This is a genomic window from Hyunsoonleella rubra (assembly GCF_042684665.1).
Taxonomy (GTDB): Bacteria; Bacteroidota; Bacteroidia; order Flavobacteriales; family Flavobacteriaceae; genus Jejuia; species Jejuia rubra.
This window is the reverse complement of record NZ_JBHULY010000011.1, coordinates 112107-126208: the sequence shown is the minus strand read 5'-3', so window position 1 is coordinate 126208 and position 14102 is coordinate 112107. Positions and strand designations below refer to the sequence as shown.

The following is a 14102-nucleotide window of genomic DNA, read 5'->3' as shown; positions in this document are numbered from 1 at the left end:
GACAAAATGCCCAAAAATTTGTTGAAATGTTTGGCATTAAATGAGTTAAGATTATTGAAGGAGTCGATTCCAAAAGAAAACTCAAAAACCCCCCTTATTATATTAATTAGGGAAATTTTTGAGCCTGTATTTTACTTTTTCTACGACTTAAACTCAAACACGGTTACTGCCAGAGGTGGTAAGGTAATTTCAGCAGAATAGTCCTTTCCATTCCAGGCATCTTTTTTAATGGTGATCTGCCTTGAATTTGAAATACCGCTACCACCAAATTCTTTGGCATCACTATTAAAAACTTCTTTAAGTTTTCCTTTGGAAGGCACCCCAATCTTGTAGTTTTTCCTAACTGCTGGGGTTAAATTACAAACCACAACCACGTTTTCCTCTTCCTTATAGCCTTTTCTGATATATGAAATCACACAGTTTTCATAATCGTCATAACTGATCCATTCAAACCCTTCATGGCTAAACCCTTTTTCATATAGCGCTGGCGTGGATTTGTATAGCTTGTTCAAGTTCTTGAAATAATTTTGAACATCTTGATGTGGTTTGAAATCCAACAGGTTCCAATCTAAACTTTCTTGAAAATCCCATTCGTTGTACTGACCAAATTCGCCACCCATAAATAATAATTTGGTACCGGGGTGTGTGAACATGTAGCCATATAACAGTCTTAGGTTGGCAAAACGTTGCCACTCATCCCCTGGCATTCTTCCCAAAATAGAATTTTTACCATACACCACTTCGTCGTGCGATAATGGCAACATAAAATTCTCGGTGAAGGCATAGGCCAAACTAAAGGTGATTTCATTATGATGGTATTTACGATATACTGGATCTTTTGCAAAATACTCCAAAGTATCGTGCATCCATCCCATCATCCATTTCATACCAAACCCTAGGCCTCCTAAAAATGTGGGTTTAGAAACCATTGGGAAAGCTGTGGATTCTTCGGCAATTGTCTGTACATCGGGGAAAGAGGCATATACTTCTTCATTCAATTGCTTTAGGAAGTCGATCACTGCAAGGTTTTCGCGACCACCGTAAATATTGGGTTCCCATTCACCATCTTCTCTAGAGTAATCCAAGAATAGCATTGAAGCTACTGCATCCACTCTTAATCCGTCAGCGTGATATTGATCCAGCCAAAAAATGGCATTACTGATAAGGAACGAACGTACTTCATTGCGTTCATAATTAAAAATCAAACTCTTCCAGTCCTGATGATAGCCTTTTCGTCTATCAGGGTGTTCGTATAAATTAGACCCATCGAAAAAGCCTAATCCGTGGGCATCTTCTGGGAAATGGGACGGCACCCAGTCCAAGATAATCCCAACACCGGCCTGATGTAGTTTATCTACCAAATATTTAAATTCTTCAGGGTAGCCATAACGCGAGGTTGGTGCAAAATAGCCCGTTAATTGATAACCCCAAGATGGATCATATGGATATTCCATAATTGGCATCAACTCTACATGCGTAAAGTTCATTTCCTGAACATATTTCACTAAATCATCCGCCAATTCATAGTAGGACATAAAGCGGTCTTCTTCAACATGTTTTTTCCACGAGCCTAAATGCACTTCGTACACAGAAAATGGCGCATCAATGGCATTGTTTTTTTTGCGGTTTTTCATCCATTTGCTGTCCTTCCATTTATAGCTGTCTTCCCAAACAATGGATGCTGTTTTAGGAGGATGTTCCGCGCGGCGCGCATAGGGGTCTGCTTTTTCGGTTTTTATATCACTATGATGGCTTTGTATTTTGTATTTGTAAATGGCTCCTTTGCCTACCATAGGGATAAAGCCTTCCCAAATACCGCTTGAATCCCAACGTACGTTCAACTGGTGTTCGCCTTCCATCCAATAGTTAAAATCTCCAATTACGGAAACCTGCTTCGCACTTGGCGCCCAAACAGCAAAGTAGGTACCCTCAATACCATCAACGGTAACTAGGTGGGAACCAAATTTTTCGTAAAGCCTGAAATGCTTCCCCGCTTTAAATAGATTAATATCAAATTCTGTAAATAAACTGTACGGTTTAACGTGTGCCATGGTTTGTTAGTTATTAATAATATTAGAAATTCCTTTTAAAGGAATTATTGCCCACTGCGGGCGCGAATTAAGTTCATAACCCAATTCGTAAACGGCCTTTTCCAGCAAGGCATATTTCAATAAAAAAATACGTTCCTGACTGTAGCCTATATTTAAGTTAGCATCTCTTATATCTGTAATGTAGGTGCCCAAAAATAATCCAATTATGTAGTCATACAAGGTTTCGCCAGCCGAAAAAATTGCTTCGTTGTTCTTCTGGTTATTTAAGTGGTTGAAAATAGTGGTATAAATAGCATAATGAAAACTTCGGAATAGGCCTGCTACGTCCTTTAACGGAGGTTGTTTTACCTTTCTGTCTCTAATGGTGCTTTCGGGTTCACCTTCAAAATCTAAAATGTAAAAATCATTGTCTTTAACTAAAATTTGACCGAGGTGATAATCTCCATGAATACGAATGCGCTGTCCTTTCAACTGAGTCCAATCAAAATTCACAAAACGTTTTCTAATAAGGTTCTTCTTGTCAAGAAACTCGCGTGCCATATCTCTAGCTAAACCTTCGAGTTTATCCAGATTATTTTCAACCGTATTCAACCGATTTTGAAATTGATACAACAGGCGATTTTTCAGCCAAACTTCATAATCACCATTGTAATGCGTTGGCGCAAAAGCAGTCTCTTCAAACTCTGAGCCGAGTGCGATGTGCATTTCGGCTGTGCGCTTGGCCAAGGTTTGTACCTTTTTCAAAACATCCAGGCCTACCCAATCTACCAATACGGCAGGGAGATCTTCTATCCCTATCTTCAAAAAGGGCTTTGTTTTAGGTATAGCCGAGGCATTAATACCTTTATCATCGAACGCCTTAAAAATCCTTTTGAATTCTTTTAACATGTAATCCCATGCATCCCCTTCATTAGGAATCATTTCCTGCATCAGTCCAATGGTAATTAGTTCCTTTTCGGAATCTAAAATATTGATGCTTCCCAAATAAGGTGGCGTGTTTTTAAATTCCCTTTTTTCCGAAAGGTATCGGCTCATTTCGTAATCAGGATTCTTATCAGCATATATTCTTCTGAAGAATTTTAACACACAGGTATCATTATAGATAATTGAGGTGTTGCTTTGCTCTAGCCCCATAAATCTTGAGGATTGATACGCTGTATCCTGAAAGCGCGCACTTTTGTGGTATTGCACTTTGGTGCGGTCAATGGGTTCAGCGGTCATTATCCTTTCAAAAACCAGTTTTCTGAATGCTTCCAAATTGATAGCATCAACAATATAGCCTTCTTTGCCTCCTATTGAAATTGGTAAGATTCTATCTTTTTTGGCAAAAGATTCATCCGTTACAAAGGCGATTGGGAGGAAATAATGCTGATAGAAGGCCTCAACAAAATTCACCTCTAAAATTAGCCCGTAGTATACCTCTTCGTTTTGCTGAATCCTGAAATATTCTTCAAGCTCGATGTATTTCAATTTACTGGCTTTACCTCCGTACCATCGTTGTTGTTGAATATAGTCTTCCAAAACATCAGACAGAAACACAGATATAAAATTGGTGTCGTCCAGGAGCTGTTCCCAGACTACATCAAATACCAACGAGGTTTTATCTGTTGTTTTAGAAGAAGCTTCAAGCATAGGCTTATTTGTTTACCTGAAATATGTGGAATGGTAACGTTGGGTGCAACTCCACAAAATTCCATTCGTTGTGCCAAGTATAACGGCTGTCGGTTATTAAGTCGTGCATTTCCATGTGATGGCCGGCCTGTACCCCAAGTTCATGCAAGGGCAATTGTACTGTTCCTTGTTGCGAATTGTGGGCATCAAGGCTAATAATCACAAAAATGTGGTTGGTTTTGGCATCGTTCCACTTGTAGTAGGCCATTAAATTATCGTTATCTACATAGCAGAATTTAATATTATTGGTCTGTTGCAACGCTTCATTTAAGTGCCTGATGTAGTTGATTTTGGCAATTACCGTGGTCAATTTATTTTGAATGTTCCAATCGTAATGTGCTATTTGGAATTTTTCGGAATTTAAATATTCCTCTTTTCCCAAAAGGGAATCAGATAGCATATACTCAAAAACAGGTCCATAAATACCAATACAAGAACTTAAGGTCCCCGCCAACGCATAGCGCTGCATATGTTTGGATTCACCCGTACTTTGCAAATGGAACGGGTTGATATCTGGAGTATTTGGCCAAAAGTTTGGTTGCATGTACTCACGTAATTCCGTTCTGGTCAATTCCTCAACATATTCGGTCAATTCGTGTTTGGTGTTTCTCCAAGTGAAGTAAGTATAAGATTGCGTATAGCCTTGTTTTGCCAATTGTGCCATTACCTTTGGTGCTGTAAACGCTTCGGCCAAAAAGATAACGTTGGGATGTTTCAATTTCACCTGGGTAATGATCCAATTCCAAAAGTGAAAGGGCTTGGTATGCGGGTTATCCACCCTGAAAATTTCAATACCGCAATCAATCCAATGTAGCAAAATGTCCAAACACTCGTGCCATAGGTTTTGATAATCTTCAGTTTCCCAATAAATCGGTAATATGTCCTGATATTTTTTAGGCGGGTTTTCCGCATACTGAACGGTCCCATCAGGTCGCCATTTAAACCATGAGGGATGTTCTTTCACCCATGGATGATCGGGTGCAGCTTGCAGGGCATAGTCCATGGCTATTTCCAGATTGTTGTCCTTTGCTCTTTGTACCAGGGATTTGAAATCCTCTAAAGACCCCAGTTTTGGATGGATATCCTTGTGTCCACCATATTTGGAACCCACACCCCAAGTGGAGCCGACATCATCTGGTTTTGCATCGGTTGTATTGTTTTTACCTTTTCGGTTAACTTCGCCGATGGGGTGAATTGGAGGTAGATATACCACATCAAACCCCATGTTTTTAATACGGGGCAATAGGCGTTCACAGTCTTTAAAAGTACCGTGAACTCCTTCCTTTTCGGAGGCCGAACGCGGAAAGAATTCGTACCATGTACTAAAACGTGCTTTTTTCCGGTCTACATATGCATCATACTCCTTTGAAGTAGCTTCTAAAAGTTTTACAGGGTTATCATAAAATAATTTATATAATCTTTCGGAAGTTGCTTCATTCAACGCTTCACCGTATTTGTCTTCATTGCTGAAAATGGCCTGTAATTCCTTTAGATATGCTTTATCTTCAGCAGAAGCTACTTTGTCGACGATGTCTTTTACATAATCGGCACCTTCCAATAATTCGGAACGCACATATTGTCCGTCATCAATTTTTCTTATGATCCCGTGCCTCCAATTTAAAGCGTAGTCTACCCAAGCCTCAACTTTATAGCTGTAAAACCCCTGTTTTTTGACAGTAAAAGCTCCCTGCCATTCATTGTTGAAATCGAGGGTCATTCTAGTTTCGCGCCACTTTTTCTCATTTTCGTGCTTATAATAAATGGTCGCCCCTAAAACATCGTGGCCGTCTGCTAGGATATGTGCTCTAACATTTACAATTTCGTTTACAACTCTTTTGATGTAAAACTCACCACTGTTTACACTTGGTGATACATGGTCAATTACAACACGTCTTTGGTCTTGCATAGTTTTGGTCAATAGTGATATAAAAGTTATTTGAAAATTTTTATTCTATGATTGTGTTTTTAGGAATTGTTGCATCTTTTTTGACAACTACAACACCGTCCTTAATGCAGTAGGTGTCCGTTTCAATGTCCTCAAGGTGCTTTCCTCCGATAATTTTAACGTCATCACCAATGCGACAGTTTTTATCCAAGATAGCATTTTTAATAACGCAACGTTCGCCGATACCCATTAGAATTTCTATGTTATTAGCCTCCATTTCTTCAAGGGTTTCGTAAAAGTCGTTACCCATCATATAAGTACTACTAACAGTGGTTTCTTTTCCTATCCTTGACCGAATGCCAATAACAGATTTTTCAATTTTCGAAGCGGCTATAATACAACCTTCAGAGATAACAGCGGCATCCAAAACGGTTCCCGCAATCTTTGTGGTGGGTAGCATTCTGGCATGTGTGTAAATCCTTCTGTTATTGTCGTAAAGATCAAATTTAGGGATTGCATCGGTTAGCCCTAAATTAGCTTCAAAAAATGATTCTACGGTTCCGATGTCAGTCCAGTAGCCTTCATATTGATAGCTTAAGGTTTTGTGTGAATCAATAGACTGCGGAATGATTTCTTTGCCAAAGTCCATGGTGTCCTTGTTTGCCATTAGCTTAACCAACAAATCTTTGTTGAAGATATAAATACCCATTGAAGCCAAATAATGGCGCTCTTGAGCCTTCATGTCGTCACTTACTTCTGATGTCCATTCCGGCAATAAACTAGCGTCCGGTTTTTCAATAAAGGAGGTGATAATATTTTCGTTGTCTGCCTTTAGGATCCCAAAGCCGGTAGCGTCTTTAGCATTAACGGGAATTGTTGCAATGGAAATTTCTGCGCCAGCCTCCTCATGGGCTTCAATCATTTTATCATAATCCATTTGATACAATTGGTCACCAGACAAAATTAGGGCGTATTCAAAATCATTACCTAAAAAATGTGGCATACATTGTCTTACCGCATCGGCGGTTCCTTGAAACCATGTTTTGTTTTCCGGTGTTTGCTCAGCGGCCAAAACATCTACAAATGCACTGCTAAAAAAACTAAACTGATACGTGTTTTTAACATGCTTATTTAAACCTGCGGAGTTAAATTGAGTTAACACAAAAATGCGTTTAATATCAGCATTTATGCAATTTGAGATTGGGATGTCCACCAACCTGTACTTTCCCGCAATCGGAACTGCCGGCTTAGAACGTTTTTCGGTTAACGGATACAATCTGGAGCCCTGACCGCCACCTAATATAATGGCTAAAACTTTATTGTTAATCATATTGTAGTTGTTTTTATTTAGTTGAATGTTTAGTTTAAATCAATGATTTATATAGTTCTTCTGTTTGTTTGGCAATCGCAATCCAATCAAAGTAATCTTCCACGCGCTTTCTGCCTTTTTTGGCCATCGATGCTCTTAAGGCATCGTCATTGATGACTTTATTAACGCCATCAGCCAAGTCCCGTGCAAATTTATCCGGATCGATAGGCTCAAAAGGCGCAACTTTTTGCTGCTCCAAAGGAATTAACAGGCCTGTTTCACCATGAACGATTACTTCTTTTATGCCGCCTACCGCACTGGCTACAACCGCCGTATTACAGGCCATGGCTTCAATATTGATGATGCCAAAAGGCTCATAAATTGATGGGCAACAAAATACATCGGCATGGGAATACAATTGGATAATTTCCTCTTTGGTGACCATTTTATCGATCCAAATAACGTTATCCCTGGTTTTTTTCACCACATTTACCGCATCTTCCATTTCTTGCCCAATTTCCTTGGTGTCTGGAGCGCCGGCACAAAGTACGATTTGCGTGTCTGGGTCAATATATTTTATCGCATTTACTAAATGAATAATCCCTTTTTGACGTGTAATTCTCCCCACGAAAAGCACATAAGGCTTGCTTTTATCGACACCGTAGGCATCTAAAGTCGAAGTCTCAGAAGTTTGTACGTACTGTTGCAAGTTGATCCCGTTGTAAATGACTTTGACTTTATTTTCATCCACATCAAAATGCTTAATCACATCTTCTTTAGTTTCTTCTGAAACTGCAATTAGGGCATCCGCCATTTCAATCGCTGTTTTTTCTACCCAGGCAGAGGCATCGTAACCTCGGCCCAATTGCTCCCGTTTCCATGGGCGCAATGGTTCTAATGAATGTGTTGTGATAACCAATGGCGTCCCGTAGCAAAGTTTGGAAATGATGCCGGCAAAATGCGAGTACCATGTGTGGCAATGCACGACATCGGCATCTACGGCATCGGCATTCATATGCAGCGCCGTGCTTAAGGTTTTAAATACCGATTTTAGTTTGTCGTCACTATCCGCAAAAACCCCGTCTTCAAAGGGAAAGCCTTTTACACTCAAACTACCATTTTTTGTGTCCTGATCGCCGAAACATCTTACGTCCAGATCCATCAATTTGGATAGCTCATCGGCTAGATATTCAACATGTACCCCTGCTCCCCCATAGACATATGGCGGAAATTCCCTAGTGTAAAAAAGTGCTTTCATAAAGTTTAGTGTCAGTTTTTAGTCTAATTCTCATCAAAAGAAAGGAATTTAAGCAACGCGACATCCTTTTCTCGATGCTACTTTTAATAATTACGAATATGATTTTAGAACGTTGTAATTGTTTGACATATAATAAAATACAGTCCAAACAAATGTTAAATTGTTAATAACAATTTTTAATTTTGAGACTATTGCCTACCTACAAAAAATGGTTGAAACTTATAGTGTTTTTGGGGTTTTGACAAAAATGAGACTTTCATGTAAAAGTCTCAGTTCTAAATTTACAAAATTAATTATTAACAATTTTGGGCTACGAAATTTTTATGAAAAAAAAGGTGTTTTGAAAAGAAAAGGAAATTTTCAATAAAAAAAAATGCCAATCCGATGGAGATGTTAAAGAATTATTATGAAATTCTACAAAAGCATAAATAAAATGGAATAATTGGTTAAAAACCGCTTATTAAAGCATGGCGCAATAAGAAAAAGCCCTCGGTAAATTGCCGAAGGCTTTTAAGAGTTTTTTTAAACTTTTATAATTGTCCTTGTAATTTATAAATTTATCAGCACTCCGAACAAGAGGAAATTGTTTTGCATTATGGTTCCAATGGTATTATTGGTTTCAAATTTAGTGCCACCTCCGTCAGGCTCTCGAGTAAGTCTTGTATGCGTCACAAGATTGGTCTCCAATCTCAATGTTAAGACAGAGCTTATGATAATGGCAAAGCCAACCACAAGGGCCGCGGTAAATCTTGTGATATCATCCTTACCACCACTATCAAAATCTTCTGAGCCGAAGGCGTAGGCCAGCATGAGCCCATAAAACAAATAGACCTGACTAAACATAGTAAGGGGTGAGAACATCAGCAACCGTAATGAGGGTTCCACTAAAAATTGGGTAAAAAAGTCGTTGCTTGCTCCAATTAAAGCTAAACCAGCGGCGGCGTAGAGGAATGATTTGCCTAATGAGGCCAGTCGCATGAAATAGGCGGCATGTAAACAGTATAAAAAATTATCATTGCCAAAAGCAATTCCCACACCAAGGGCCAACATTGTAGCAGAGAGTAGATATGCCCCTTCAGGGTCATGCGGCTCAAGGGCGTAAGATTCTCTAAAATCATCCGAAACGCCCATTAATGCCGAAGGCGCATCTTCAGCAATCTCGATTGCTGTTGGGGCAATTTCAAAGGTGTTCTCTGTAGCATCGGCAATCAATTTAAACATGTTGTAGTCCTGGGAAAACATGCTGTTTGAAAAAAGAAAGAGCACTAAAATGCAAACGAAGTTAAGGTGTCTTGTTTTCATAATATATAGTTTGAATTGGTTACGTTTTCTAACTTAAGAAGATTGAAAAAAGCAGAAAGTTGAGGTGTGGACAGTTTAAATATACGATAAAAAATCGAATAATATATTGGCTTATAGTGTCTTATGGTAAAATTAAGTTGAAATGTTGTCATAATATTTATCTTAAATTGAAATCATAGAGTTTTGTAAAGCAAGCATTCCATATACTAAAGTTGAGATAATCTAAAGTAAAGGAGGCTCCAGATTCAGTTGAAACCTCCTTTTTCAAGATACCTGTTAAATCAATTTAAAACATACATCTTGATTTGGTTGGTTACCCCAAAAGGGCTGATTAATAGCATTGTTTATATTTTTATTAATTTTCTTGAAATTGTCTTATTATCCTGGGTAGCACCTTTGGCTACATATAATCCATTTGGCAATGATTTTATTGAGATGGTGTATCCATTTGTGCTTAGTAATTTTCTTCCATTTAGATCAAATATTTCGGTTTTTAAAATACTTTTATTCGAAAAACTTATGGTGTCCAAGGCGGGATTTGGGAAAAGCGCAATGCGATTAATGTTTGATTGGTATTGCTTGACATCTAACAGTAAGTTTGAAATATCGATTGCGGTTTTAATAAGCATCCCATAGTTGGTAAACAAAACCATAAATGCTTGCGTACTACTGTACTGCTTTATTTCAGCTTTCCTAATTGAAAAGTCTTCAGGGAGGTTGCTGGTGTCCCAAGATGTGTCGGTCAAATCACGTTCTTCCGAATTAAGTCTTTTGGTTATGGGATCGATATTTTTCAAATACAAATATTTTGTCGCAAAATGATTAAACCTGGGATCACTATTAAATTGCTCTAGTCCTATCATAATAGCTGCAATAAATTTGGTGGCTTCATCATCCGTTAAAACCAGTTCTGTAACTGTTTCAATATCTTCATTATTGCCATTATTGTTGCTGTCAAAGGTTTTAGTTTCGGTAAATGTACCTCCATCACTATCATCCTCTCTAATATCTAGATCGGTTTCTTGTGCTGGTGCAAATAACGATGCAATTGTTACCAAATCATCTAATACAAAGGAAAATACAACGGGGTCAAAACGAGGAAAAACGTCATGTATCCTATCCCAATTATTTACGGCGGGTTGGTTCGGTTCCCAGCTTTCTTGGGTTCGTTTTAAATTTCCAGAATTATCGGTTTTGAGGGCAACAGTATGTGTTTTGTTTGTACTGGAGTTTTCCGAAGAACCAAAAATTATGTTTTTAGTTAGGTCCCTGTCGTTTGTAAATAGTTCCTCGGGTGGAGTACAAGTTCCTGTGGCAGTATTACAACGGGTTTTATAAACGCGATAATTAAAGGAAGCATCAAAACCTTTGTGTATCAAAGTAATGAAACCGTCGTTCGAATCAGCGACGGTTGATTTTTTAGTCACTATCGCCAGGTAATCAGATATGCCATGAGCATAAGGCACCAAGGTATTATTTTCATCAATAAACACCCAACCTGCGTTGTTTTCAACTATGAAGTAGTTGCTATCGCCAATTATGCTGTACGTAAAGTTTCCAGCAGAAGGCGTTAATGTTGAGGGTGCCGAAAATGTTCCATTAAAGGTGTTAGGATTTATTTCAGAAATATGAACATCGTTTGTTCTGGTAAATCCAATATCAAAGTTCCCCGAGGGTTTTTTGCGTATTGAAAAATCCGCAACCGTATTAGAACTGGTGGCCACTGGAGCATTTAAATAATTAATGTTTAAAGTAGAACAATTTTCTGGCGAAGGGGTAAACTCAACTAATTTACCTATATCGGGGATACTTGAAAAAATTTGTGGCGCAACATAGATTTTTCCTGCCGGATCAAAAGTTGTTGCAGTAAAAACATTTTCATTAAGGCAATTGGCATTGTCGTTTCTGTAATTGGTCCATGTAGACGTGCTTAAATTTGCCAAAGTTATTCCAAAATAATATGAGTTTGCGAGGGAGGTTTGTAAAAGCAGTTCGCCTGATGTTTCGTTTAAAGAAATATCAAAAATATTATAGGGAAAGGCATTTACGGGATCATTTTCCTGATATGTGTTCCACACTCCGGAATCGCTAAGTGTATTCAAACCGGAATATCCGCCAATATATAGCAAATCGGTGGTACTCATAAATAACGAAGTGAGGTTGTTTGAAACTACGTTGGAGTTTGATGGCGTAAAATTTGTCCAAGTATCAGTACCTTTATCCAGTTCCCAAAGGCCTTTACTGCTTGTGGCAAAAAATGCTTTGGTGCCGGCACTGTTTTCCACAACATCTTGAGGTCTAAACGTAGTTGTGTTTTCAGTTTGAAAAACACCATTATCAAAAATTTGATAGCCAAAAGCATCTTCCTTAAAAATGTAAAGAGTACCATCTTTGGCATAAGCCACTTTTAAATAACGAAACTGCGAGGTGCTTTCGCCAATGGTTAAATCGGAGGTATCGTATGTGTAAACAGACAGCGTACTCCCGTTATAAATGGCGATTCCATTTTTGATAGTCATGGCTATATCGTTGCTAGTTGGATCCAGGGCAATATCTTTTACATTGGTTATTGCAGGAACCTGGCTCGTCAGATTCAACATGTCGGTGACCATATTGCTACTGGTGTTGTATTTTATATAACCTATGTCGGTAGCTATATGCAACTCGCTGGCGTTAATGTCGTCTGGTATAATTTTGCTGATCTCGCTTGGCTTTGTAAATAGGTGCCAGCCATCGGTTTGGGCGTTTAGTTTGAAAAGGCAAACTAACACCATCAGAATTACTAATTGTGTTTTCATTAGGGTATGCTTTAAATTGATTAGTGTAAAACTAGGCTAAAATCACCATCAGGCGCAATACCAGAGTTCAGGTAGATTTTTAAATTAATTTGGTATTGAAATAAGAATAGATGCGCCTTTTTGAGGAGAGGTATCAATAGAAATTGAACCTCCTATTTGCTGAATTCTAGATTGCATATTTTTTAAGCCCAAACCATTTTTAGTATGCGCTAAATCAAAACCATTGCCATCGTCTTCTATGGATATGGCAAAGCTATCATCATGCCCCATAAGTTGTACGTCCACTTGTTTTGCGTTGGCATGCTTTAAAATATTATTAAATGCTTCTTGAATAACTCTATATAATTGAATCGAGGTTTCTTCGTCTAAAGTCTCTGGAAATTGAAAGCTGTTAAAATTAACTTGTAGCGATGTTTGATCTGTAAGTGTTTTTGAAAGGTCTTCCACCGCATTTTTAAACCCCACGATTTTTAAATCCGATGGCGAAATTTCATGGGATAAATTTCTAACATCATTACAAATGGCGTCAATGGTTTCGGTAACTTTTTCATCATTAAACTTATCGGAAACAAAACGTTTCAAAACACTAAGCTTGCTTCCTATGTTATCGTGCAATTCCTTGCCTATGCGCTTTCTTTCTTCGTCCTCGCCTTTTATAAATGCCGTTAAGTTTTTACGTTCCTCAATGACAATTTTTTCAGAAAGCACATTACGTTCGTCATAAATGTCCTTCACCATAAATACCACTGTAAATGTTAGGAATAGTATTTCTAAAAACGAAGTGTAAAAAAGCACTGGTAAATCATAAAAATAGGTGTCGATTAAACCGTAGCTGTGGTATAAAATACTTGCAAATGTGCCAAAAATCATAAAAACATAGGCGAGCGCAAAAAGAGATGTGCGCTTATTGTTCTTTCTGTAATACACCGTTATTTGTACAATTATGATACTGATGAGAATGATAAAAAAACCATACCAGATTTTCATAAATACGGCAACTGCATTTTCAAAAATATGTGTAAAAACAAAGTGTATCGATAGCCTTAGTGCTATTACGACACCTAAAAAAACCTCAATACCTTTTTTTAGTTTGGGTGTGTAAGTTTTGGTCTCCAATATTTTTTGCGAAAACAATGCAAAAAGGATTAAGGAAACTTCACTAAATACTACATAATTGGCATATTTATTTACTGTACGGTTTTCATCTAAAAACACCTGTGAAAATACTCCGATGTAGGCACTGATAAACAGGCCCAAAGAAACTATATAGGCAGCATAAATGACATAAATACTATTCCTTAGAAAGAAAAAGATAAACAGACTGAAAACGAAGGACAAGAGGCTCACCCCAAAATAGCCCCCAATTAGTAACTGTTGCTTAAAATTTTGTTTTGCAAAGGTGTTTTCACTTTTTAAGCACACCGAAGTGGCCAATGGTTTCCCTTCCTCTTTTTTCAATTTTAGTTGGTAAGCCCCTGTTTCTTTTGGGTTGAGCCGAATGGGGAACGTAAATAACCTATGCGAAACTGCTTTACTGGAAATAGGGTGCTCAATGCCGGTCGTAAAGAGCGGGATTAAACCACCTTTTTCATGTTTACTCAAAACAATTTCTTTAATGTACGCATAACTCAACTGTAACATGACAGTTCTATCCACGTCGGTCTCATTTTTTAGTGCGAAATCAATAGTGTTGAAGGTGTTGTTGAAACTGAAATAAAAGTAGTTTCTAGTGTCGGGCTCCTGATGCCTTTCACTTTGATTAATTACCGAAAACTGCTTTAGGTTGATGGTCTTGAAGTTTGAGTCTAATACAAGGGTATCCATCTGC

At 38.1% G+C, this 14102-nt stretch carries 8 protein-coding genes; all 8 read right to left on the bottom strand.

The features are described from left to right. Positions 1-140: 140 nt before the first annotated feature. Positions 141-2051, bottom strand: coding sequence for a 1,4-alpha-glucan branching protein GlgB (gene glgB / locus ACFSR8_RS06095; protein ID WP_380290087.1), 1911 nt, complete (start codon positions 2049-2051; stop codon positions 141-143). 6 nt (positions 2052-2057) lie between these two features. Continuing rightward, the gene (locus ACFSR8_RS06090; RefSeq protein WP_380290085.1) at positions 2058-3683 is read right to left on the bottom strand and encodes a trehalose synthase; all 1626 of its coding nucleotides are present in this window, start codon (positions 3681-3683) and stop codon (positions 2058-2060) included. 4 nt (positions 3684-3687) lie between these two features. After that, positions 3688-5628, bottom strand: coding sequence for an alpha-1,4-glucan--maltose-1-phosphate maltosyltransferase (locus ACFSR8_RS06085; RefSeq protein ID WP_380290083.1), 1941 nt, complete (start codon positions 5626-5628; stop codon positions 3688-3690). Between the two features lie 40 nt (positions 5629-5668). Continuing rightward, a complete protein-coding gene (locus ACFSR8_RS06080) occupies positions 5669-6937 on the bottom strand; it encodes a glucose-1-phosphate adenylyltransferase (RefSeq protein WP_380290081.1) in 1269 nt (422 codons plus the stop codon). A gap of 34 nt (positions 6938-6971) precedes the next feature. Next, positions 6972-8174 (bottom strand): glycogen synthase, encoded by a 1203-nt coding sequence (glgA, locus tag ACFSR8_RS06075; RefSeq protein WP_380290079.1) that lies wholly within the window; start codon positions 8172-8174, stop codon positions 6972-6974. 549 nt (positions 8175-8723) lie between these two features. Then, positions 8724-9476 (bottom strand): hypothetical protein, encoded by a 753-nt coding sequence (locus ACFSR8_RS06070; RefSeq protein ID WP_380290077.1) that lies wholly within the window; start codon positions 9474-9476, stop codon positions 8724-8726. 344 nt (positions 9477-9820) lie between these two features. Further along, positions 9821-12274, bottom strand: coding sequence for a T9SS type A sorting domain-containing protein (locus ACFSR8_RS06065; RefSeq protein WP_380290075.1), 2454 nt, complete (start codon positions 12272-12274; stop codon positions 9821-9823). A gap of 84 nt (positions 12275-12358) precedes the next feature. Next, the gene (locus ACFSR8_RS06060; RefSeq protein WP_380290073.1) at positions 12359-14098 is read right to left on the bottom strand and encodes a sensor histidine kinase; all 1740 of its coding nucleotides are present in this window, start codon (positions 14096-14098) and stop codon (positions 12359-12361) included. Between the last annotated feature and the right edge of the window lie 4 nt (positions 14099-14102).